This window comes from Streptomyces cynarae (genome assembly GCF_025642135.1).
Lineage (GTDB): Bacteria > Actinomycetota > Actinomycetes > Streptomycetales > Streptomycetaceae > Streptomyces > Streptomyces cynarae.
The window spans coordinates 6,530,449-6,550,799 of the sequence record NZ_CP106793.1 but is presented as its reverse complement, the minus strand read 5'-3'; the positions used below and the strand labels follow the sequence as shown (position 1 = coordinate 6,550,799).

Annotated in this window: 16 protein-coding genes, 1 pseudogene and 1 riboswitch; of the genes and pseudogenes, 8 read left to right on the top strand and 9 right to left on the bottom strand. The window is 71.4% G+C overall.

What is annotated here, in order from left to right:
- Window positions 1-44: 44 nt before the first annotated feature.
- From N8I84_RS29745 to N8I84_RS29735, 3 genes are read right to left on the bottom strand one after another with little or no spacing between them, the layout of a single operon-like run.
- Window positions 45-1,235 carry an alkaline phosphatase family protein gene (locus N8I84_RS29745; protein WP_263232499.1) on the bottom strand — a complete coding sequence of 397 codons (1,191 nt, stop codon included), beginning with the start codon at window positions 1,233-1,235 and terminating at the stop codon, window positions 45-47.
- Complete coding sequence (locus N8I84_RS29740; protein ID WP_263232498.1) at window positions 1,235-1,822, bottom strand: DUF5998 family protein; 588 nt, start codon at window positions 1,820-1,822, stop codon at window positions 1,235-1,237. Before N8I84_RS29740 ends, N8I84_RS29745 begins: the two co-directional genes overlap by 1 nt.
- Before the next feature lie 51 nt (window positions 1,823-1,873).
- Window positions 1,874-4,687 (bottom strand): bifunctional acetate--CoA ligase family protein/GNAT family N-acetyltransferase, encoded by a 2,814-nt coding sequence (locus N8I84_RS29735; RefSeq protein ID WP_263232497.1) that lies wholly within the window; start codon window positions 4,685-4,687, stop codon window positions 1,874-1,876.
- 155 nt (window positions 4,688-4,842) lie between these two features.
- Between N8I84_RS29735 and N8I84_RS29730 the strand changes: the two genes are divergently transcribed.
- A complete protein-coding gene (locus N8I84_RS29730) occupies window positions 4,843-5,124 on the top strand; it encodes an HPr family phosphocarrier protein (protein ID WP_103844608.1) in 282 nt (93 codons plus the stop codon).
- 309 nt (window positions 5,125-5,433) lie between these two features.
- Here the strand turns inward: N8I84_RS29730 and N8I84_RS29725 are convergent, their stop codons facing one another.
- The 4 genes from N8I84_RS29725 to N8I84_RS29710 form a co-directional block, all read right to left on the bottom strand.
- Window positions 5,434-6,129 carry a GntR family transcriptional regulator gene (locus N8I84_RS29725; RefSeq protein WP_263232496.1) on the bottom strand — a complete coding sequence of 232 codons (696 nt, stop codon included), beginning with the start codon at window positions 6,127-6,129 and terminating at the stop codon, window positions 5,434-5,436.
- A gap of 203 nt (window positions 6,130-6,332) precedes the next feature.
- Complete coding sequence (locus tag N8I84_RS29720; RefSeq protein ID WP_263232495.1) at window positions 6,333-7,085, bottom strand: M23 family metallopeptidase; 753 nt, start codon at window positions 7,083-7,085, stop codon at window positions 6,333-6,335.
- Window positions 7,086-7,097: 12 nt separating this feature from the next.
- A riboswitch (cyclic di-AMP (ydaO/yuaA leader) is annotated at window positions 7,098-7,248 on the bottom strand.
- Window positions 7,249-7,472: 224 nt separating this feature from the next.
- On the bottom strand, window positions 7,473-8,861 hold the full coding sequence (locus N8I84_RS29715) for a M16 family metallopeptidase (RefSeq protein ID WP_263232494.1): 1,389 nt from the start codon (window positions 8,859-8,861) through the stop codon (window positions 7,473-7,475).
- The gene (locus N8I84_RS29710; RefSeq protein WP_263232493.1) at window positions 8,858-10,222 is read right to left on the bottom strand and encodes a M16 family metallopeptidase; all 1,365 of its coding nucleotides are present in this window, start codon (window positions 10,220-10,222) and stop codon (window positions 8,858-8,860) included. Before N8I84_RS29710 ends, N8I84_RS29715 begins: the two co-directional genes overlap by 4 nt.
- A 310-nt stretch (window positions 10,223-10,532) precedes the next feature.
- Between N8I84_RS29710 and N8I84_RS29705 the strand changes: the two genes are divergently transcribed.
- Window positions 10,533-12,989 carry a DNA gyrase/topoisomerase IV subunit A gene (locus N8I84_RS29705; RefSeq protein ID WP_263232492.1) on the top strand — a complete coding sequence of 819 codons (2,457 nt, stop codon included), beginning with the start codon at window positions 10,533-10,535 and terminating at the stop codon, window positions 12,987-12,989.
- A gap of 1 nt (window position 12,990) precedes the next feature.
- Here N8I84_RS29705 and N8I84_RS29700 read toward each other — a convergent pair whose 3' ends face one another.
- Window positions 12,991-14,088 carry a CobW family GTP-binding protein gene (locus N8I84_RS29700; RefSeq protein ID WP_263232491.1) on the bottom strand — a complete coding sequence of 366 codons (1,098 nt, stop codon included), beginning with the start codon at window positions 14,086-14,088 and terminating at the stop codon, window positions 12,991-12,993.
- Between the two features lie 370 nt (window positions 14,089-14,458).
- Here N8I84_RS29700 and N8I84_RS29695 point away from each other — a divergent pair, with 370 nt between their 5' ends.
- From N8I84_RS29695 to N8I84_RS29670, 6 genes and pseudogenes are all read left to right on the top strand, one after another.
- Window positions 14,459-14,974, top strand: a complete 516-nt coding sequence (locus N8I84_RS29695; protein ID WP_263232490.1) for a DUF6082 family protein — start codon at window positions 14,459-14,461, stop codon at window positions 14,972-14,974.
- A gap of 254 nt (window positions 14,975-15,228) precedes the next feature.
- Window positions 15,229-15,465: a hypothetical protein gene (locus N8I84_RS29690; protein WP_200418499.1), complete on the top strand. Its 237-nt coding sequence runs from the start codon at window positions 15,229-15,231 to the stop codon at window positions 15,463-15,465.
- Between the two features lie 96 nt (window positions 15,466-15,561).
- Window positions 15,562-15,738 (top strand): annotated as a pseudogene (locus N8I84_RS29685) (citrate synthase); the annotation flags it as partial.
- Window positions 15,739-15,781: 43 nt separating this feature from the next.
- A complete protein-coding gene (locus tag N8I84_RS29680) occupies window positions 15,782-16,732 on the top strand; it encodes a sucrase ferredoxin (RefSeq protein WP_263232489.1) in 951 nt (316 codons plus the stop codon).
- Window positions 16,733-16,850: 118 nt separating this feature from the next.
- Window positions 16,851-18,572 (top strand): ATP-binding protein, encoded by a 1,722-nt coding sequence (locus N8I84_RS29675; protein ID WP_263232488.1) that lies wholly within the window; start codon window positions 16,851-16,853, stop codon window positions 18,570-18,572.
- Window positions 18,569-19,258: a response regulator gene (locus tag N8I84_RS29670; protein ID WP_263232487.1), complete on the top strand. Its 690-nt coding sequence runs from the start codon at window positions 18,569-18,571 to the stop codon at window positions 19,256-19,258. Before N8I84_RS29675 ends, N8I84_RS29670 begins: the two co-directional genes overlap by 4 nt.
- Before the next feature lie 16 nt (window positions 19,259-19,274).
- On the opposite strand, the gene N8I84_RS29665 is transcribed toward N8I84_RS29670, so the two are convergent.
- Window positions 19,275-20,336 (bottom strand): ABC transporter substrate-binding protein, encoded by a 1,062-nt coding sequence (locus N8I84_RS29665; protein WP_263232486.1) that lies wholly within the window; start codon window positions 20,334-20,336, stop codon window positions 19,275-19,277.
- Between the last annotated feature and the right edge of the window lie 15 nt (window positions 20,337-20,351).

Sequence of the window (20,351 nt, the reverse complement as noted above, 5' to 3'; positions counted from 1 at the left end):
GGCGCGCGGGCGCGCACCACGCTCGGGTGGCGGTCAGATGGAGGTCAGGTGCGCACTTCCAGCAGGGGCACCAGCTGTTCCACGGCCGTCATCGAGCCGTGGTTGCCGACCATGGCCGATTCCTTCGGCTCCCGCTCGGAGGCGATGATCAGCACGTCGTCATGGGCCGCGGCGACCACGTCACCGATGCGCGGGTACACGCGGTCGTCGATATGGGGGCCGAACCAGCCCGCCGCGATCGCCTCGTCCCGCGAGGCCACCCAGAACTGCTCGCCGAGGACCTCGCGCCAACAGGTCAGGACGTCGTTCCCGGCGCCCGGCAGCGCGTAGACGTGCCGTGCGCGCCCCTCGCCGCCGAGCAGGGCGACGCCGGCGCGCAGCTCCCAGTCCTCGTCGAAGTCGATGCGGTGCCGCTCGTCGAACGGGATGTCGAGCATGCCGTGGTCGGCGGTCACGTACAGGGCGGTGCGCGGCGGCAGCTGCTCGGCCAGGCGCTGGACCAGCCGGTCGACGTACATGAGCTGGCCGCGCCAGGTGTCGGATTCGACGCCGAATCGATGGCCGGCGCCGTCCAGCTCGGAGTAGTACGTGTACACCAAGGAGCGCTCGCCGGCGGCCAGTTGCTCGGCCGCCAGGTCCATGCGGTCTTCGCCGGTCAGCTTCCCGCGGAACGTTCCGCCACTGAGCGCGACCTTCGTCAGCGGGGTGTTCTCGAACGCCGGGGAGGAGACCTGTGCGGTGTGCACACCGGCGTCGTGAGCGAGCTGGAACACGGTCGGGTACGGCTGCCAGACCTGCGGCGGGGTCCACGGCTGCCAGCGCAGCTGGTTCATCAGCTCCCCGGTGTCCGGGTTGCGCACGGTGTAGCCGGGCAGGCCGTGCGCGCCCGGGGGCAGGCCGGTGCCGACGGAGGCCAGCGAGGTCGCCGTGGTCGCCGGGTAGCCGGCGGTGATGGGCCGCCCCGTGCCCCCGCGGGAGGACGCCAGGAGCGAGGTCATGAAGGGCGCCTCGTCGGGGTGCGCCTTCAGCTGCTCCCAGCCGAGCCCATCGATCAGGAAGACGCAGTTGCGGTCGGCGGCGGTCAGTTCCGGTATGGCGGCGTTCTGGCCGGGCACCCCCATGCCCGCCGCCAGGGTGGGCAGGACATCGGCCAGCGAGCCCGAGCCGTACTCGGGGACGGGCGCGGAGCCGAGGGCCAGCGGCTCCGGGTGGTCGGCCCAGGCGGGGAGTGCCATCAGCGGGATTCGTCCGCGGTCGCCTCGGAGAGGGCCTGCGCGAAGGCGAGCGCCTGGCGCACCGTCTCCGGGCCGTCCCCCGCCTCGCTGACGCGCAGGCTCAGGTCGTCCGCCGTCGAGCTGCCCGTGTAGCCGTGGTCGGCCTCGCAGTTGGGGTCGCCGCAGGCGGCGGGTTCCAGGTCGATGCGGGAGACCGCGCCCCAGCCGATGGTCAGGACGACCTCGCGGGGCAGCGTGCCCGGTGTGTACGACTCCGGGTTGGCGACGACGCGGCTGAGGACGACCGAGGCGATCCGGCCGAGCTTCACGGATTCCGTCGACGTCGTCGCGTACGGCGTCGGGGAGGTGTCGTCCGCGGCCTGCTCGTCGGTGTGGCTGACGATGAAGCGGTTGCCGGTGAGGACCAGCACGGTCACGTGCCGGCGCACCTCGTTGGCGTCGAAGGTGGTCTCCTGGTGGACCAGGTACGACCGGATGGGCTCGCCGCCCACCGCGGCTTCCACCGCCTCGGCCACGAGCGCCGGGTAGTAGCCGCTGCGCTCGATCGCCGCGCGCAGCCCCTGGGTCGTCGTACTGGTCTTGGCCATGCCGTCCATCCTACGGGGGCGCACTGACTGCGAGGCACCGCTCGCCGCTGCTCAGTACACCGGGAGCCTGCGCGGGCCGAGGTCGTCGCGGGCGGGCGGGGGCGCGAGCCGGACGGTGGCTCCGAGCACGCTCAGGCCGCGCGGGGCGACCACGACGGGCTCCAGGGTGACCGCGACGACCTCCGGATGGTCGTCGACCAGCCGTGACACGCGCAGCATCAGCTCTTCGAGGGCGGGCGTGTCCACGGGATCGGAGCCGCGCCAGCCGAACAGGAGCGGGGCGGTCCGGATCGACCGGACCAGGGAGGTGGCGTCGCGGTCGGTGACCGGGACCAGTCGGTGCGCCATGTCGTCGAGCAGCTGGGAGGCGGCCCCGGCGAGCCCGAACGACAGGACGGCCCCGGCCGCGGGATCGATGACCGTCCGCAGGAAGGTGTCGACGCCGCGTGGCGCCATGCCCTGCACGACCGGCCGCAGTTCCTCCGGCTTTCCGAACAGGGACGTCAACTCGGCGTACGCCCGCCGCAGTTGTTCCTCGTCGGCCAGGTCGAGGCGTACGCCGCCCAGGTCGGCGCGGTGGCGCAGGTGCGGGGCGGTGGCCTTGAGTGCCACCGGGTAGCCGATCGTGCGGGCGGCCTCGAGAGCGGCCTCGGGGGTGGGAGCCTGCAGCGCCCGGCGGACCTGGATGCCGTAGCGCGCGAGCAGGTCACAGGTCTCGTCCGTGCCGAGTGTGAGCCCCTGGCCGCGCGCGAGCAGGCCGTCGATCAGCCGGGCGGCGCCCTTCTCGTCGATGTCGTCGAACTCGGGCACCTTGCCGGGCTCGGCGGCCTCCCGCCGCCACTGCGCGTACTTGACGGCTTCGGCGAGGGCCCGGACGGCGCGCTCGGCGGCGGGGTAGGCGGGGATGAGCCGGGAGTCCGGCGGCGCCTCGGTCGCGGGCGGCTGTACAGCGCCCCCGACCTCCTGCTGCGGTCGTCCCGCGGTGCCGGCCTGGGGCCCCGTGCTCGCGGCGGCGGACAGGGCCTCTGCCAGCCCGCCCAGCTCCACGTGCACCACCAGCACGGGCTTCGCGGGAGCCGCCGCGGCGGCGGACCTCAACGCCTCCGCCAACTCCGCGTCCCCGGGAGACGTCTCCCCCACCGCCGGTATCGCCGTCACGACCACGGCATCACAGGAGTCGTCGGCCAGCGCGCCGACCAGCGCCCGGTGGAAGTCCTCGGCCGACGCCTCCGTCGTGAGATCGAGCGGCGGCGAGGGCCGCAGTCCCTCCGTGAGGCAGGCGTCGTACGTCAGCAGCCCCAGCGACTCCGAGTTCCCGAGGATCGCCACCCGGGGCCCCACGGGCAGCGGCTGGCGGGCCAGCAGCAGGCCCGCGTCCACCAGTTCCGTGATCGTGTCCACCCGGATCACCCCGGCCTGCCGCAGCAGCGCGGACACCGTGGCGTGCGGCAGGCGTGTGGCCCGTACCGCATGCCCCTGGGGCGCGCCCCCGTGCCGCGCCCCTTGCACCACCACGAGCGGTTTGGACGCCGCCGTGCGCCGCGCGAGCCGGTTGAACTTGCGCGGGTTGCCGATGGTCTCCAGATACATCAGGGCGACGTCGGTGTCCGGGTCGTCGTACCAGTACTGGAGGACGTCGTTCCCGGACACGTCCGCCCGGTTCCCGGAGGAGACGAAGGTCGAGACACCCGTGACGCCGGTCACACCTCCGCCGCGCCGATGCAGCCGTGACAGCAGGGCGATCCCGATGGCGCCCGACTGTGCGAACAGCCCTATGCGCCCGGGACGGGGCATTTCTGGGGCGAGGGAGGCGTTGAGCCGGACCTGCGGCGAGGTGTTGATGATCCCGAAGGCGTTCGGCCCGATGATCCGCATGCCGTACGACCGCGCCTGCCGCACCAGCTCCCGCTGTCGCTCCCGCCCCTCGGGCCCGCTCTCGGCGTACCCGGCGGAGACCACCACGAGCCCCTGCACCCCGTGCTCGCCACACTCGGTGACGACCTCGGGGACGTGTTCGGCGGGCACGGCCACCACGGCGAGGTCGACCGGCTCGGAGATGTCGCGGACCGAGCGGTGGGCGGGGACGCCGTCGAGGTCCTCCCGGTCCGCGGCGAACGCCCGGTTCACCGCGTACAGGCGGCCGGTGTACCCGCCGTCCCTGAGATGGTCGAGAACGCTGCGGCCCACTCCCCCGGGCGTGCGGCCGGCGCCGATCACGGCGACCGCGCCGGGTGCGAGCAGCCGCTGCACGGACCGTGCCTCGGCCCGCTGCTCCCGGGCTCGCTGGACGGCCAGCGACCGGTCGGTGGGCTCCAGGTCGAACTCGAGGCGTACGACACCGTCCTCGAAGCTGCGCTTCTGCTGGTACCCGGCGTCCGTGAACACCTTGATCATCCTGGTGTTGGCGGGCAGCACCTCGGCGGCGAACCGGCGGATGCCGCGCTCCCTGGCCACCGCCGCGATGTGTTCGAGCAGGGCGGAGGCGACGCCGCGTCCCTGGTGCGCGTCCTGCACGAGGAAGGCCACCTCGGCCTCGTCGGCAGGCGAGGAGGCGGGCAGGCCGTCGGTACCGATGCGGTCATAGCGTACGGTTGCGATGAACTCGCCGCCGACCGTGGCCGCGAGTCCCACCCTGTCCACAAAGTCGTGGTGCGTGAAGCGGTGGACGTCCTTGGCGGACAGGCGCGGGTACGGCGCGAAGAAGCGGTAGTACTTCGACTCGTCCGAGACCTGCTCATAGAAGCTGACGAGGCGCTCGGCGTCATCGACGGTGATGGGCCTGATGCGCGCGGTGCCGCCGTCGCGCAGCACCACGTCGGCCTCCCAGTGGGCGGGGTACTCGTGCCGGTCCGACGTGGTCTGCATGGGCCCCAGAGTAAGGCTCGCGTCCCTAAGCGGCGCGAGGCAGGCTGAGGGGGCCGGCCCCGGCCCGCCGGGGACGGGACGATGCCCTTCCGGGCACGCTTCACCTATGGAACACTGGTCTAGACAACCCTGATACACCTGAAGGGCAGCAACACATGGCTGAGCGCCGCGTCAACGTCGGCTGGGCCGAGGGTCTCCACGCCCGCCCCGCCTCCATCTTCGTCCGGGCAGCCACGGCCTCCGGCATCCCGGTGACGATCGCCAAGGCGGGCGGTACCCCCGTCAACGCCGCGTCCATGCTGGCGGTTCTGGGCCTCGGCGCCCAGGGCGGCGAGGAGATCGTCCTGGCCTCCGACGCGGAGGGTGCGGACGCCGCGCTCGACCGCCTGGCCAAGCTGGTCGCCGAGGGCCTCGAGGAACTCCCCGAGACCGTCTGACCCTTCGGGCAAGCAGCACCCCGCTTCAGCCGCGTCGCCTCCATGGCGGCGCGGCTGTCGTCGTGCCGGGCAGCTCCCGTCCGGAGGGCGACAGCCGGCGGTGACCACAGTCACGGCGCAGGGAACGGCGAGGAACGGCGAGGAACGGCGCACGCAAGAAAAAACGGCCCACGGTGTATTCGTCAGCGCGAATAAAAGCGCACACGACATACCGGAACAGCGCACGTCAAATTTATGGACGCACGCGAAAAACAGGCAGCCGAAAACAGGGCCTCAGCCGAATATCCCTCTTTGTATACGGCGCCTGTGTTAATGCCGGAGTGCCGACATGTTTACGGGGTGTTGCGAGGTCCTCACACGGTCCGCGCGGTCCGTCCCGCCGGGAAAGCGGAGCCGGTGGGCGGCCGTGGAGCGTTCCGTGTGCAGCGCCGTGATCGCCCGCGCCCGCTCGCCGTCCCCGCGCGCGACGGCGTCCACGATGCCGCCGTGCTCGGCCCAGGACTCCACTGGGTCGACCGGTGCGTCGACCGCGTACATCCATGTGATCTTGTGCCGCAGCTGGGCGAGCGTCGAGGTCAGCGCGGGGCTCCCACAGGCCTGCGCCAGCGTCTCGTGGAACCAGCCGCCCAGGGAGCGCAGATCCTCGCTGTGGCCCCTCCTGGCCCGCTCCTGGCCCAGTCTGACCAGGCCGCGCAGCACCTTGAGGTGGGCCTCGGTACGCCGCTGCGCGGCTCGCGCGGCCCCGAGCGGCTCCAGCAGCATCCGCATCTCCAGCAGGTCGGCGGCCTCCTGCTCGGTGGGTTCCGCCACACACGCGCCCGCGTGCCGGCGGGTGACCACGAAGCCCTCGGCCTCCAGGGTGCGCAGCGCCTCGCGCACGGGGACGCGGGAGACGCCGTAGCGGCGCGCGAGGAGTTCCTCGGTGAGCCGGCCGCCGCGCTCGTAGACACCCGCGACGATGTCATCACGGATCGCCGTGCAGACCGCGTGCGCCGGAATACGCATGACCGACCTCCGCCTTAATCCCCGCGAAACGTACGCGATTGACGCGTGTTCAACCGACTCTATTGCAGTGGGCGGGAAATTCCGACGGCGGGTCGGAATCCAGGGATTTTTTTTGGACACACAGCCGTTCGAAAGCCGACGACGGCCCCGGCTGATCAGCCGGGGCCGTCGGGTGCGGGCGCGCCCGTCGCGGGCGCGGGCCGTCAGACGTTCACGCCGTGCGAGCGCAGGTAGGCCACGGGGTCGATGTCCGAGCCGTACTCGGGAGTGGTACGGGCCTCGAAGTGCAGGTGCGGCCCGGTGGTGTTGCCGGTGGACCCGGCGAGGGCTATCTGCTGGCCGGGGACGACCCTCTGGCCCACGGAGACCCCGATGGACGACAGGTGGCCGTACTGGGTGTAGGTGCCGTCGTTCATCCTGATGACGATCTGGTTGCCGTACGCGCCGCCCCAGCCGGTCTGGACGACGGTGCCGGCGCCGACGGCGTGCACGGGCGTGCCCGTGGCGGCGTGGAAGTCGATGCCGGTGTGGGAGCCGGAGGACCACAGGGAGCCGCCGGTCTTGTAACCGGTGGACACGTAGGAGTTGGAGATCGGCGGCACGAACGCGTTGAGACGCCGGCGCTCGGCCTCGCGTGCGGCCCGCTCCTTGGCCTCGCGCTCCTGGCGCGCCTTCTCGGCGGCCTTCCTGCGCGCGGCCTCCTCGGCCTGCTTCTGTTCGGCGGCCTGCTTCTGGGCGGCGGCCTGTGCGTCGATCTTCTCGGCGACCGAGTCGCCGAGGGTGACGGTCTGGAGCAGCCCGGTCTGCTCGACGGGGGCGCCGGCGGCGAGGGCCGGGGCGGCCAGGGTGCCGATGACACCGCTGGTGGTGAGCGCTGCCACGCCGACGGCGTTCGCAGTCGTACGCTTCACACGGCTCGGGCGACGGTGCTTCCCGGTGGCGCAGGTGAACGCCATGAAGTGGCTGGTCCTTTCCTTCCCTCTCGCCTACCGGGTTAGCTGACGGGTTCGGAGCAGGAAGGTCTCCTACGGGCTCGCGCCCGATTCACCCCAGGGACTGCGGTTTTGGGTCCCCGGCTCCCCTGGCTCGCGCCGTACGGGGACTCGGCGATGACTGTCCGGTGCCGCGGGTGCGGCGCACTGCCTGACGGACAGCCCGAATGACGCTAAGGGGACCGTCTTTCAATCAGCAAACGGAGGACGGGGTTTGTAGCGCATCCCACAGGGCAGAGAGGCAACCTCTGTGGCAATACGGACAAACCCGCCAATGGGCGGGGCCCTGGTGACACGGAAAGTCACCAGGGCCCCGGGACGGGCGCGGCGCACGCGCGCGTACGGTTCGCTCTACTCGGCGGCGACGACGCTCACTTCGCCGATACCGAGCGCCTCGACGGGTTCCTTGATCTGCGCGGCGTCGCCCACCAGCACGGTGACCAGACGGTCCACCGGGAAGGCGTTCACCACGGCCGCGGTGGCCTCCACCGTGCCCGTAGCGGCCAGCTGCTGATACAGCGTCGACTGGTAGTCGTCCGGCAGGTGCTGCTCGACCTGGTCGGCGAGCGTGCTCGCGACGGCCGCCGCCGTCTCGAACTTCAGCGGTGCCACCCCCACCAGGTTCTGTACGGCGACGTCGCGCTCGGCGTCCGTCAGGCCCTCGGCGGCGAGGGTGCGCAGCACCTTCCACAGGTCGTCGAGCGCCGGGCCGGTGTTCGGCGTGTCGACGGAGCCGCTGATGGCGAGCATCGCGGCGCCCGTGCCGTCGGGCGCGGAGCGCAGCACCTGCCCGAAGGCCCGCACCCCGTAGGTGTAGCCCTTCTCCTCGCGCAGGACGCGGTCCAGGCGGGAGGTGAGGGTGCCCCCGAGGCAGTACGTGCCGAGCACCTGCGCGGGCCACACGCGGTCGTGACGGTCGGGCCCGACACGGCCGATGAGCAGCTGGGTCTGGACGGCGCCGGGCCGGTCCACGATGATCACGCGGCCGGTGTCGTCGGCGGTCACCGGGGGCACCGGACGCGGCTTGGACGGCTCCCCCGTCCAGGCGCCGAGGGTGTCACCGAGGAGCTCGTCCAGATCGATCCCGGTGAGGTCGCCGACCACGACCGCGGTGGACGTCGCGGGGCGCACAAACCGCTCGTAGAAGGCGCGGACGGCCGCGGCGTCGATGTTCGCGACCGTCTCCTCGGTGCCCTGGCGCGGGCGCGACATGCGCGAGGACACCGGGAACAACTCCTTGGAGAGTTCCTTGGCGGCGCGGCGGGCCGGGTTGGCCATCTCGTGCGGGATCTCGTCGAGGCGGTTGCGCACCAGGCGCTCCACCTCGCTGTCCGCGAACGCCGGCGACCTCAGGGCGTCGGCGAGCAGTCCGAGCGCCTTGGGGAGGCGGGAGACCGGCACCTCCAGGGAGAGGCGGACGCCGGGGTGGTCGGCGTGCGAGTCGAGGGTGGCGCCGCAGCGCTCGAGCTCGGCGGCGAACTCCTCGGCGGAGTGCTTGTCGGTGCCCTCGGAGAAGGCGCGCGCCATGATCGTGGCGACGCCGTCGAGGCCGGCCGGCTCGGCGTCCAGGGGCGCGTCGAGGAGCACCTCGACGGCGACGACCTGCTGACCGGGCCGGTGGCAGCGCAGCACGGTCAGGCCGTTGTCCAGCGTGCCGCGCTCGGGCGCCGGGAACGCCCAGGGCCGGGCCTCGCCGGGCTGGGGCTGCGGGTGGAACTCCATGGTCGCGAGCTCGGTCACTTCGCCGACTCCTCGGTCTCGTCGGTGGTCTCGGCTGCTTCCGGGGCCCCGGCCTCTTCCGCGACCGGTTCGTACACGAGCACCGCGCGGTTGTCGGGGCGCAGGCGGGCCTTGGCGATCTCCTGCACCTCCTCGGCGGTGACCTCGAGCACGCGCTTCACGGCGGTCAGGGCGAGCTGGGGGTCACCGAACAGCACGGCGTACCGACACAGTTCGTCCGCGCGGCCCGCGACCGTGCCGAGCCGGTCCAGCCACTCGCGCTCCAACTGCGCCTGGGCGCGCTCCATTTCCTCGGCCGTCGGGCCCCGCTCGGCGAACCGGGCGAGTTCCTCGTCGATGGCGGCCTCGATGACGGGCACCTCGACGTCGCCGGAGGTCTTCACGTCCAGCCACCCCAGCGAGGGCGCCCCGGCGAGCCGCAGCAGGCCGAAGCCGGCGGCGACGGCGGTGCGGTCACGCCGCACGAGCCGGTTGTACAGGCGGGAGGACTCGCCGCCGCCGAGGATCGTGAGCGCCACGTCGGCCGCGTCGCACGCGCGTGTGCCGTCGTGCGGCAGCCGGTAGGCGGCCATCAGGGCGCGCGCCGGAACCTCCTCCTCGACGACCTCGCGCAGTTGCTCGCCGATGACCTCGGGCAGCGAGCCGTCGCGCGGCTGCGGCTTGCCGTCGTGGGACGGGATGGACCCGAAGTACTTCTCGATCCAGGCGAGGGTCTGCTGGGGGTCGATGTCGCCGACGACGGACAGCACCGCGTTGTTCGGTGCGTAGTAGGTGCGGAAGAACGCGCGTGCGTCCTCCAGGGTCGCCGCGTCCAGATCGGCCATCGACCCGATCGGCGTGTGGTGGTAGGGGTGGCCCTCCGGGTAGGCGAGCGCGGTCAGCCTCTCGAAGGCGGTGCCGTAGGGGACGTTGTCGTAGCGCTGGCGGCGCTCGTTCTTCACGACGTCCCGCTGGTTCTCCATGGACTCGTCGTCGAGCGCGGCGAGCAGGGAGCCCATGCGGTCGGCCTCCAGCCAGAGGGCGAGCTCCAGCTGGTGGGCGGGCATGGTCTCGAAGTAGTTGGTGCGCTCGAAGCTGGTGGTGCCGTTGAGCGAGCCGCCCGCTCCCTGCACCAGCTCGAAGTGGCCGTTGCCCTTGACCTGGGCGGAGCCCTGGAACATCAGGTGTTCGAAGAGGTGGGCGAGACCCGTGCGCCCCTGAACCTCGTGGCGGGAGCCGACGTCGTACCAGAGGCACACCGCCGCGACCGGGGTCAGATGGTCCTCGGAGAGCACCACGCGCAGGCCGTTGGCCAAGCGGTGCTCGGTCGCTGTCAGGCCCCCGGAGCCTGCCTCGGCTGTGGCCGTGTGACCCATGGGCATGTACGTCCCTTCGATCGCGGAAGCTGTCGCGGAAACCGCGGTTTCCTGCCGGTCCTGTCACTGTATGCAAGCGTGCCGACCGGTGGCGAAGTTCCCGGGCGGCGTACGCCGAGAGCGAGACCATGATTACGGGGGGTGGGGGAGGCTCGTCGTTGACGCGTCGGGGGGCCGGGACGCTCGAGATCGCCTACGGGCCGGTTTCAAGACCCCACGGACGGGCCCCGGTCCCCGTTGTCGGTGCGGCGGTCCACAATGGTCGGCGTCAGATTCGTTTCCATGCCCAGCACAGACGGTGAAGGAGCCGGCAGCGATGGCCCGCCGCAGCACGAAGACCCCGCCACCCGACGACTCGTACGAGGAGAAGATCCTCGACATCGACGTCGTGGACGAGATGCAGGGCTCCTTCCTCGAGTACGCGTACTCGGTCATCTACTCAAGGGCCCTGCCGGACGCCCGCGACGGCCTCAAGCCGGTGCACCGGCGGATCGTCTACCAGATGAACGAGATGGGCCTGCGCCCCGACCGCGGCTATGTGAAGTGCGCCCGCGTCGTCGGCGAGGTCATGGGTAAGTTGCATCCGCACGGCGACGCGTCGATCTACGACGCCCTGGTGCGCATGGCCCAGCCCTTCTCGATGCGCGTGCCGCTGGTCGACGGCCACGGCAACTTCGGCTCGCTGGGCAACGACGACCCGCCGGCCGCCATGCGGTACACCGAGTGCCGGATGGCCGAGGCGTCGGGTCTGATGACCGAGTCGATCGACGAGGACACGGTCGACTTCGCGCCCAACTACGACGGCCAGGAGCAGGAGCCGGTGGCCCTGCCCGCCGCCTTCCCGAACCTGCTGGTGAACGGCGCGTCGGGCATCGCGGTCGGCATGGCGACGAACATGCCGCCGCACAACCTGCGCGAGGTGATCGCGGCCGCCCGCCATCTGATCCGGTATCCGAACGCGGACCTGGACGCTCTGATGAAGCACGTCCCGGGCCCGGACCTGCCCACCGGCGGCCGGATCGTGGGGCTGCCCGGGATCCGCGACGCGTACGAGACGGGCCGCGGCACCTTCAGGATGCGGGCCACGGTCTCCGTGGAGGACGTGACGGCGCGCCGCAAGGGCCTCGTCGTCACCGAGCTTCCCTTCACGGTCGGCCCCGAGAAGGTGATCGCCAAGATCAAGGACCTGGTGGGCTCGAAGAAGCTCCAGGGCATCGCCGACGTCAAGGACCTCACCGACCGGGAGCACGGCCTGCGCCTGGTCATCGAGATCAAGAACGGCTTCGTGCCGGAGGCGGTCCTGGAGCAGCTCTACAAGCTGACGCCCATGGAGGAGTCCTTCGGCATCAACAACGTGGCCCTGGTCGACGGCCAGCCGCTGACGCTGGGCCTCAAGGAGCTCCTCGAGGTCTACCTGGACCACCGCTTCGACGTGGTCCGCCGCCGCTCGGAGTTCCGCCGCGGCAAGAAGCGCGACCGCCTCCACCTGGTCGAGGGTCTGCTGACGGCGCTGGTGGACATCGACGAGGTCATCCGTCTGATCCGCTCCAGCGACAACTCCGCGCAGGCCAAGGAGCGCCTGATGGAGCGCTTCTCGCTGAGCGAGATCCAGACGCAGTACATCCTCGACACGCCGCTGCGCCGTCTGACGAAGTACGACCGCATCGAGCTGGAGGCGGAGAAGGACCGGCTCAACACCGAGATCGAGGAGCTGACCCGGATCCTGGAGTCGGACGCGGAGCTGCGCAAGCTGGTCTCCAACGAACTGGCCGCGGTGGCCAAGAAGTTCGGCACCGACCGGCGCACGGTGCTGCTGGAGTCCTCCGGTGTCCCCGCCCCGACGGTTCCGCTGCAGGTCGAGGACGCCCCCTGCCGGGTGATGCTGTCGTCGACGGGCCTGCTGGCGCGCACGGCCAACAACGACCCCTTCGAGGAGGACACCGACGGCAGGCGCGCCAAGCACGACGTGATCGTCTCCGTCGTCCCGGCGACGGCGCGCGGTGAGGTGGGCGTGGTGACGTCCGCCGGGCGACTGCTGCGGGTGAACGTGATCGACCTTCCGCAGCTGCCGGAGACGGCGACGCGGGCGAGCCTGTCCGGGGGCGCGCCGGTCTCGGAGTTCGTCTCCCTGACGGAGGACGAGACGGTGGTGTGCCTGACGACGCTGGACGAGTCCTCCCAGGGCCTCGCGCTCGGCACGGAACAGGGCGTGGTCAAGCGCGTGGTCCCCGACTACCCGGCGAACAAGGAGGAGTTGGAGGTCATCACCCTCAGGGAGGGCGACCGGATCGTCGGTGCGGTCGAGCTGCGCACGGGCGAGGAGGACCTGGTCTTCATCACGGACGACGCCCAGTTGCTGCGCTACCCGGCCTCCCAGGTCCGCCCGCAGGGCCGTCCGGCGGGCGGCATGGCGGGCATCAAGCTGACCGAGGGCGCCAAGGTGATCTCGTTCACGGCGGTGGACCCGGCGGCCGACGCGGTGGTCTTCACGGTCGCCGGATCGCGCGGCACGCTGGACGACTCGGTGCAGACCACGGCCAAGATGACGCCGTTCGACCAGTACCCGCGCAAGGGCCGCGCCACGGGCGGTGTGCGCTGCCAGCGGTTCCTGAAGGGCGAGGACTGCCTGTCGTTCGCGTGGGCGGGCGCCACCCCGGCCCGGGCGGCGCAGAAGAACGGCACGCCGGCCGAGCTGCCCGAGATCGACCCGCGGCGCGACGGCTCGGGCGTGTCGCTTCCGAAGACGGTCGCGGCGGTGGCGGGACCGGTGTAGGTCAGCCCTTGAGGTCGCCGAGGCCCTGAGGGGCCTCGGCCTGAGGAGCCGCGGCCTCCTTGTCCTGGACGTAGCGGAGGACGCCCCACATGCTGTGCTCGTCGGCGTGCGGGGCGTCGTCCGTGCACGCCTGGAGTTCCTTGTCGAGGGCGGCGGTGTCGATGCCCGACCCGATGAGGACGAGCTGGGTGAGCCGCTCGTCGCCGGTCCCCCACGGCTCCGGGTAGAACCGCAGGAACCGCCCCACCGCGTGCAGGGCGTACCGGTTGTGCGGATCCGCCGGGCCGAAGTCGACGTACCCCTTGATCCGGAACAGGCCCTCGGGGCGGCTGTCGAGGAAGTCCAGCAGCCGACGGGGGTTCAGGGGTACGTCGGAGCGGAAGGACAGGCTGTCGTACGCGGTGTGCAGATGGGCGTGGTGCGCATCGTCGTGCCCGTGCTCGTCCTGTCGGGGGATGTCGTCGAAGGACAGCTGCCCGACGCGCTCCTCGGCCGGCCGGCAGTCGAAGAGGAACTCCGGGTCGATGCGACCGTAGGCGGCCGGGACGACGGCGGCACGGTCGGCGAGCGACCGCACCACCCGCAGGACCCGCTCGCTGTCCTCGGCTCGGTCGGTCTTGTTGACGACGACGAGGTCGGCGAGGGCGAGATGGCGGTCGACCTCGGGATGTCTCTCGCGGGTGGCGTCGAACTCGACGGCGTCGACGACCTCGACGAGCCCGCCGTAGACGACGCGCGGCTGCTCGCTGGCCAGCACCATGCGGACCAGTTCCCGCGGTTCGGCGAGTCCGCTGGCCTCGATGACGATGACGTCGATGCCGGCGGAGGGCTGGGCGAGGCGGTCGAGGTAGAGGTCGAGTTCGCTCGCGTCGACGGCGCAGCACAGGCATCCGTTGCCGAGGGAGACGGTGGAGTCCCCCAGCGCCCCGGCCACGGCCATCGCGTCGATCTCGATGGCCCCGAAGTCATTGACGACCGCCCCGATGCGGCTGCCTCCGCTGTGGTGGAGGAGGTGGTTGAGCAGGGTGGTCTTGCCGGAACCCAGAAACCCGGCGAGTACGACGACCGGAATCTGCTGCGGACTCGACGACTGGGTCACTGTGCGCCCCTTTTCACACCCGTGCGCCCGCCGGCGTGCGGACCGGCGGCCGTACGGGGACGGCTCGCGGACCGGCTCACGCCGCAACGGGTCGGCTCTCGTACGAGGATTGAATGCCGACCCAGGATACGAGTGCGGGGAAACCGCGCGAAGTGAACGATTGTTAGCACCACTTGCGGGGCAGACGTTGGGCATGGCGCTGGAGCGTGCGACCCTCGCTTCCCTCCGTGCGCCTCCTCTCCGCCTCCCGGCCGATCAGAGCCGCTCGGCACCCTGGGAGACGGCAAGCGCGCCGCCCATCGCTCGCCGGTCCCCACCAGTCGACCCGCACCCGACGACCGGCGGACGGTCGCCTGATTCGGGGGTTGACATGGTCACACAGAGCTCCGGCATACGGGGGCTTGGCTCCCTCACCAGGGCGAAGATGGCAGCCGCCTTCGGCTCCATGACCGGTTGGGGCTCGCGCCGGCACAAACGCGCGGCGCTCGTGGAGCAACACCGGCTCCACTTCGAGTTGCTGTGCAAGGCCATGGACGACCCCGCGCTGGCAGCCGTCCTGCACACGTACGACACGGACGTCCCACCGGACAAGCAGCGCCAGTACCTCTTCGCCAACGCCCTCTACATCAACGCCCTGTATTACCACCGGATCGGGGCGCTGAGTCTCAACGAGCTGTACGGGCATCTTCGGATGATCTGCCGCAACGACATCTTCCGCGAGTACTGGGCGGCCACGCGCCGCCATCGCGAGAGCCTGCCCGCCTCGTCCGAGGAAGCCAGGCTCGGAGCGTTGATGGACGACCTGGTCCGCGACATGGACGCCCTGATCCGGGAGCAGGAGGACGGGGAGCAGTGGTGGGTGGTGGGGGAACTGCCAGAGGAGTGACGGACGTCAACTCACGGTATCGATGGGAAGACGCGTGGCTGGCGCGGGCTGTACTCTTCCCCGAGTCTGATGCGGTGAAACATCCCCGCAGGCTTCGCATTCCCTGTGCAGGGCTGCCTTTCCCACGAGGAGCGGCGGCCACTCATGAGTTCTTCCGGGCCCCCTCATGAGCTATACCGGACGAAGGAGGCCATCAGCCCGTGCAGCGTCCCACGCACCCCTCGGCCCGTCCCTCGACCAGGCTAGGAACGGACTTGAAGATCGTGCGTCGAGTCGGCGCCTCGCCCCGGGAGCGCGGCAGCGTCTCGGGGCAGAGCTGCCCCGACATCTTCGAGCTGAGCGACGGCAACTTCGCCGTCATCGGCACAGAGGCCACGGATGCTCTTGACGCGGAGCTGCCGCCCGACGCCTCACGGGCAGACTATGAACGGATCGTCGTCATCAGCCGCGAAACGCTGCTCCACGCGAAAGCGGACATCCCCGATGCATGAGTGACGGGCGCTCCTCCACCCTTCCACCCGGGGCCTCAATGCGAACGGCATCGAGGCCCGACGGTTCTCCGGCCCTCATGCCACCGCCGGCACCGCTTCACGGCCTCTTCCGGCATGGACGCCACGGCCGGCGAGACCGTCTTCGCCGTCGCACTGCTCCACGGGCTGGGACTGGATCGCCCACACCCTGGAGGAGTACGAGGAGCGCCCCCGCGCATGCGTCCCAGCGGCCGGTACACGGGTGCGCGCCCGCCACAGCCGCTCCCCGAGTGAGCCCGACTCTCACCGTCGGCCAACTCAGGTTAGGCTCACCTCTGTGAGTACGTGCACGACCGCGTCCCGGGACCTCGACGAGCCCCTAGCGGGTACCGCGGCGACCGCGAGGACCTGGCTGCTCCTGGAACAGCCCGGCCCTTGGGGTCCCAAGGCGCTCACCTCCAGCCACCTGGACCGGGCCCTCGGCCGCGCCCTGGAGGCGGCCGCGGAGGGCACCGGCGTACGGATCGCCCTCATCCGCCGCCCCGGGCGGCACGCCGACTGCGGTACGCCCGCCGAACGGCAGATCTACGTGGCGCACACCGTGCCCGGAAACGTCTGGCTGCACGCCGCCACGACCTCCGCGCCGCAGCAGCTGCTCGATCTGGACTTCGCCGCCCTGGGCGCGGGCGACCCGCACAGCTTCGACTCGGTTCTCCAGGGACGGCCGCACACCGGCGACCCGCTCGCCTTCGTCTGCACCAACGGCAGGCGCGACCGCTGCTGCGCCCTCCTCGGCCGTCCCCTCGCGGCCGAGCTGGCCACCTCCGGCGTCCACGGCGTCTGGGAGGTCACCCATCTCGGCGGCCACCGCTTCTCCCCCACAGTGCTCGTCCTGCCGTTCGGATACGCGTACGGGCGGGCCCAGGCCGCCCACGTCAAGGAGGTTCTCCAGGCCGTGCGCGAAGGGCGGGTCGTGGTCGAGGGATGCCGCGGCAGCTCCGCCTGGGAGCGGCCCGCGCAGGCCGCGGAGCTCGCGGTGCGCACGGCGGCCCACGAGTACACGGCGGGAGCGCTGACCGTGCTCCGCACCGACGGCGCGGCGCCCCGCTGGAAGGTCACCGTGGCCCACACCGACGGCCGCCTGTGGCGCGTCGTCGTGGCCCAGGGCGCCTCGCTGCCGCCGCGCCCGGAGAGCTGCGGGTCGGTGCTGGGTTCCCCGGCGCGGATGGACGTGGTGTCGGTACGGGAGCTGCGCACCGCGGTCGCCGCCCACCCGGCGCACTGCTGATCGGCGGGCCCTGCGCGGAACTAGGGCGGCTCCCGTGACGGGACGCACCCGCACCGCACAGGAGATCCACGCCACACCCCCTACGGCACGGCCCGCCCGTCCCCGTACCGTCGTACCCATGAGCCCCTCTGCCCCTGCACGACGACTGCGCCTCGGTCTGCCGCGGCGGATGTTCTCGCAGGTCCTGCTGATGCAGGTGGCGATCGCCGCGGGCGTGGCCGTGCTCGCCACCGGGCTGTTCCTGGCGCCGCTCAGCCGTCTGCTGGACGACCAGGCGATGCGCCGGGCCCTCGCGATCGCGCAGACCACGGCGGCCCAGCCGCAGATCGCCAGGGATCTGCAGGCGACGCGGCCGTCGCCCGAGGGGCCCGTGCAGGCGGAGGCCGAACGCATCCGCAAGGCAAGCCACGCCGAGTACGTCGTGGTGATGAACACCCGATGGGTGCGCTGGTCGCACCCGGACACCACACAGATCGGCAAGGTCGTCTCCACCGACCCGAGCGGCGCCCTGGCCGGCAGGGACGTCATGGCGATCGACAGCGGCACCCTGGGCCGCTCGGCCCGCGGCAAGGTGCCGCTGCGGGACGCGCACGGCGAGATCATCGGAGCGGTCTCCGTCGGCATCGAGTACGACAGCGTCCGGGCCCGGCTGATCCACGCGATCCCGGGCCTGTTCGCGTACGCGGGCGCGGCCCTGGCGATCGGCGCGCTGGCCGCGTACCTGATCTCGCGCAGGGTTCAGCGGCAGACCCGTGATCTCGCCTTCTCGGACATCTCCGCGCTGCTCGCCGAACGCGAGGCGATGCTGCACGGCATCAGGGAGGGCGTCGTCGCCCTGGACCGCGAGGGCCGGGTGCGTCTGGTCAACGACGAGGCGCAGCGCCTACTGGGCATCGGTGACGAGGTCGTCGGCCGCTCCCTGGACGACGCGCTCGGCGAGGGCCGTACGACCGATGTGCTGGCCGGACGGGTCACGGGCACCGACCTGCTGACCGTGCGCGGGCACCGGGTCCTCGTCGCCAACCGCATGCCAACCGACGACGGAGGCGCCGTCGCCACCCTGCGCGACCGCACCGAGCTGGAACAGCTGGGCCGCGAACTGGACTCCACACGCGGTCTGATCGACGCCCTGCGCGCGCAGGACCACGAACACGCCAACCGCATGCACACGCTTCTGGGACTGCTGGAACTGGAGATGTACGAGGACGCCGTGGAGTTCGTCGGCGAGGTGGTGGGCGACCACAGGGCCACGGCGGAACAGGTCACCGAGAAGATCCACGACCCGCTGCTCGCGGCCCTGTTGGTGGGCAAGGCGACGGTCGCCGCCGAGCGCGGGGTGGCCCTGTGGATCGCGGACCGGACACTGCTGCCGGACCGGTTGATCGACCCCAGAGGTCTGGTCACGATCGTAGGGAACCTGGTCGACAACGCACTCGACGCCGTCGCCGGCACTCCGCACGCGCGCGTGGAGGTCGAACTGCGTGCGGAGGGGCGCACGGCTGTCCTCAGGGTGCGTGACACAGGTCCCGGAATACCCGCCGAGCGCCGGGAGCTGGTCTTCACGGACGGATGGTCCACCAAGCAGCCCCCGGCGCACGGCAAGCGCGGCATCGGGCTGTCCCTGGTGCGCCGTCTCGCCGAACGCCAGGGAGGCAACGCCCGGGTGACCGACGCGGACGGAGGAGGCGCGGAGTTCGTCGTCGTCCTCCCCGAGGCGCTCGAGGAACCGGAGCCGGCCGCCGCAGACCGCGGGGCCCTCGTCCCCGCCCGTCGGGCACCGGCGGACACGACGCCTGCCCCGCAAACGCCCGCCCCGACCCCCGAGGAGGAGTCGCGATGATCCGGCCGATCGACGTACTGGTCGTGGACGACGACCCCCGGGTCGCCCGGGTCAACGCCGCGTATGTGGAGAAGGTCGCCGGCTTCCGGGTGGCCGGCCAGGCGCACAACGCGGCCGACGCGCTGCGGCAGATGGAGACGCTGCCCCACCTCGACCTGGTCCTGATGGACCACTACCTGCCCGACGACACGGGGCTCGCGGTCGTGCAGGAGATGCGCCGACGCGGCCACCAGACCGATGTGATCATGGTGACGGCGGCCCGTGACATCCAGACCGTCCAGGCCGCGATGCGGCACGGCGCGCTCCAGTACCTGGTCAAGCCGTTCGCCTTCGCGGGCCTGCGCGCCAAGCTGGAGGCGTACGCCGAGTTGCGGCGCACCCTCGACGGCGGCGGTGAGGCCGAACAGGCGGAGGTCGACCGGATCTTCGGCGCTCTGTCCGCAGGTTCGGAGCCAGGGCTGCCCAAGGGGCACTCGGCGACGACGGCGGAGCTGGTACGCCGTGCCCTGGTGGACGCCCCGGGGCCGCTGTCCGCCCAGGAGATCGCCGACCGGACCGGGCTGAGCCGCCAGACCGCCCAGCGCTATCTGAAGCTCCTGGAGCGCACGGGACGGGCCACGCTGACCCTGAAATACGGCGACGCGGGCCGCCCCGAACACCGCTACGTGTGGGCGACCCGCGCCTGAGGCACGGCCGTCGGGCTCAGCCCGCGGCCTTCTTCACGAACTCCGTGGTGTACGTCTTGCCGAGGTCGATCGTGGCGTTCTTGATGTTGGGGTTGAACGCCTTGAGGACCTTCTCGACCGTCTGCGGGCCGTCCTCGGGCATCACGCCGTCCTTGGTGAACATCGGCAGCGTGCTCTTGATGGCGGTCGCGTAGAGCGTCTTGTTGCCCTGCGAGTAGTCGGCCGGCATCTTGGCGGCGATCTCGTTCGCGGAGTGTGTGGACATCCACTTGAGGGTCTTGACGAACGCGTTGGCGAGCTTCTGGACGGTGTCCTTGTGGCTGTTGACCCAGTCCGTCTGCATGTAAAGGCTCGACGACGGGTACGGGCCGCCCAGTGCCTCCTGCGACCCCTGCGGTGTCCGCATGTCGACGAGCACCTGGCCGAGGTTCTTCTGCAGGACCGTGGCGACGGTCGGGTCCGTGGTCATGCCGGCGTCGATGGAGCCCTGCTGGAGGGCGGAGATGAACGTCGGACCGGCGCCGACGGCGACCGGGCTGAACTCGCTGACCCGCACACCGTTCTTGACCGCGAGGTACTTCGTGAGGAAGTCGGTCGAGGAACCGAGGCCGGTGACGCCGAGCTTCCTGCCCTTGAAGTCCTTGGGCGAGGTGATGTCCTTGGCGCGCTTGTTGGAGACGATCTCCACCTCGCCGGGCGCGTGCGAGAACTGCACCACGGACTCGACGTCCTTGCCCTTGGTCTGCAGGTCGAGCGTGTGGTCGTAGAAGCCGACGGCCCCCTGGACCTGGCCGGAGACGAGGGCGGTCTCGGCCTGCACGCCGGCCGGCTCGCTCAGCAGTTCCACGTCGAGCCCCTCGGCGTCGAAGTAGCCGAGCCGCTGGGTGAGCATGGCGGGCAGGTAGATGACCTTGTCGAGGCCACCCACCATGATCTTGACCTTCTCACCCTTGCCGTCGCCCTTGCTGCCGGAGTCCGACGAGGCGGTGGTGGCCGCGTCGTTGGCGCAGGCGGTGAGCGAGGTGGCGGCGAGCAGGCCGGCCGCGGCGAGGGCGGCGATTCTGGCGGACTTGCGCATGGCGGTTCACGTCCT